The organism is Microbacterium sp. HMWF026 (assembly GCF_003061325.1).
Classification (GTDB): domain Bacteria; phylum Actinomycetota; class Actinomycetes; order Actinomycetales; family Microbacteriaceae; genus Microbacterium; species Microbacterium testaceum_E.
The window spans coordinates 1-1,564 of the sequence record NZ_QAJB01000223.1; the positions used below are offsets into that span (position 1 = coordinate 1).

Annotated in this window: 2 protein-coding genes; both read right to left on the reverse strand. The window is 73.0% G+C overall.

Translation table 11 applies throughout. The features are described 5' to 3' along the window. Positions 1-352, reverse strand: a 352-nt coding sequence (locus DBR36_RS09150; protein ID WP_181373538.1) for a ThiF family adenylyltransferase, incomplete at its 3' end; no start/stop codon positions are given. Then, a complete protein-coding gene (moaA, locus tag DBR36_RS09155; protein WP_108318726.1) occupies positions 349-1,518 on the reverse strand; it encodes a GTP 3',8-cyclase MoaA in 1,170 nt (389 codons plus the stop codon). The genes moaA and DBR36_RS09150, both read right to left, overlap by 4 nt. Positions 1,519-1,564: the final 46 nt, after the last annotated feature.

The window sequence follows — 1,564 nt, forward strand, 5'->3', positions numbered from 1 at the left end:
TCAGGCGGAGCGTGCGCTCGTGCACGACGGTGAGGGGCGAGAGGTCGCGGACGGCGCGCGCCGCCGAGGCGGTCTTCGCCGTGCCGATGTCGTCGACCCGGTGCGCCAGCTGACGCTGCAGGTTGGTGCGCTCGACCACGTCGTCGTCGATGACGACGAGCTCGCCCACTCCGGCGGCGGCGAGGGCGAGCAGCACGGGGGAGCCGAGTCCTCCGGCGCCGATCACCGCGATGCGCGCGGCGGCGAGGCGGCGCTGGCCTTCTTCGCCGATCGCGGCGAGGACGGCGTGCCGTGCCGTGCGGATGAGTTCTTCGGGGGCGAGGGATGCCACCGGCTCGACGAGCGGTCTCATCCGCCGATCGCGCTCATCGTGCGCTGCGGCTGGACGAAGTCGGCGCGGGCGAGTCCCACCCGGTCGGAGCCGTGGGCGCGGGGCTTGGCCCACATGGCATCCCGCCAGATCTGCGCGAGACCCTCGTCGTCGGCTCCGTCGCGCAGGGCCGTGAGCAGGTCGGTCTCTTCGTGCGAGAACAGGCACGAGCGGATGCGCCCGTCGGCGGTCACGCGGGTGCGCGTGCACGCGGCGCAGAACGGCTCGGTCACGGACGAGATGATGCCGACGTGACCGGCCACGGCGGTCTCGCCGGGGCGGCGCACCTCCCAGCGCTCCGCGGGGGCGGCCCCGCGACCGCGCGGGTCGGGGGCGAGCGAGAACGCCGTCTCGATCTCGGCGCGGATGTCGCGCGCCGGGATGACGGCCCCCTCGGTCCACGACCGGTCGCCGTCGAGCGGCATGTCCTCGATGAAGCGCATCTCGAAGCCGTGCGTGACGGCCCAGTCGACGAGCGAGACGATCTCGGTGTCGTTGATGCCGCGCAGCAGCACGGCGTTGATCTTGATCGGACCCAGGCCCGCCGCGCGCGCCGCTTCGAGGCCCGCGAGCACCTTATCGAGGTGCGGTCGGCGCGTCAGTTCGGCGAACGTCTCGGGGTGCAGGGTGTCCAGCGACACGTTCAGGCGGGTGAGGCCCGCGTCCTTGAGGGGTTGCGCGCGTTTGTCGAGCCCAACGGCGTTGGTCGTCATCGAGATCGGCAGGTCGGGGTTGTCGGCGCGAATCCCGGCGATGATGTGCTCGAGGTCTTTGCGGACGAGCGGCTCGCCGCCGGTGATGCGCAGCTCTTCGGCGCCGAGGGAGTGCACGGCGACCCGCACGATGCGGCGGATCTCGTCGGCGCTCATCAGCTGCGAGGTCGGCAGCCACGGCATCCCGTCCGCCGGCATGCAGTACGTGCAGCGCAGGTTGCATTTGTCGATCACCGAGACGCGCAGATCGGTGGCGACGCGACCGAAGCGGTCCTGCAGGCCGCCCTCGCGGGGGGCGTCGGTCGCGGGTCGGGTGGTGGTGCGGGATGCCGGTGCCCCCGTCGAGGGGAGGGCCGTCGCCCCGGATGCCGTCACGGTGGCGCCGAGCGACACGGCCACCGGCCCTCGCGTCGCGCTCGCGTGCTCGGTGGTCATGGGTCGAGCCTAGTTCGGTCATGACGGGGCGGGGCGGCCTCGGGGC

Excerpts from the sequence above, each read along its gene's own strand:
- moaA (WP_108318726.1), bottom strand. The coding sequence starts at position 1,518 with ATGACCACCGAGCACGCGAGCGCGACGCGAGGGCCGGTGGCCGTGTCG.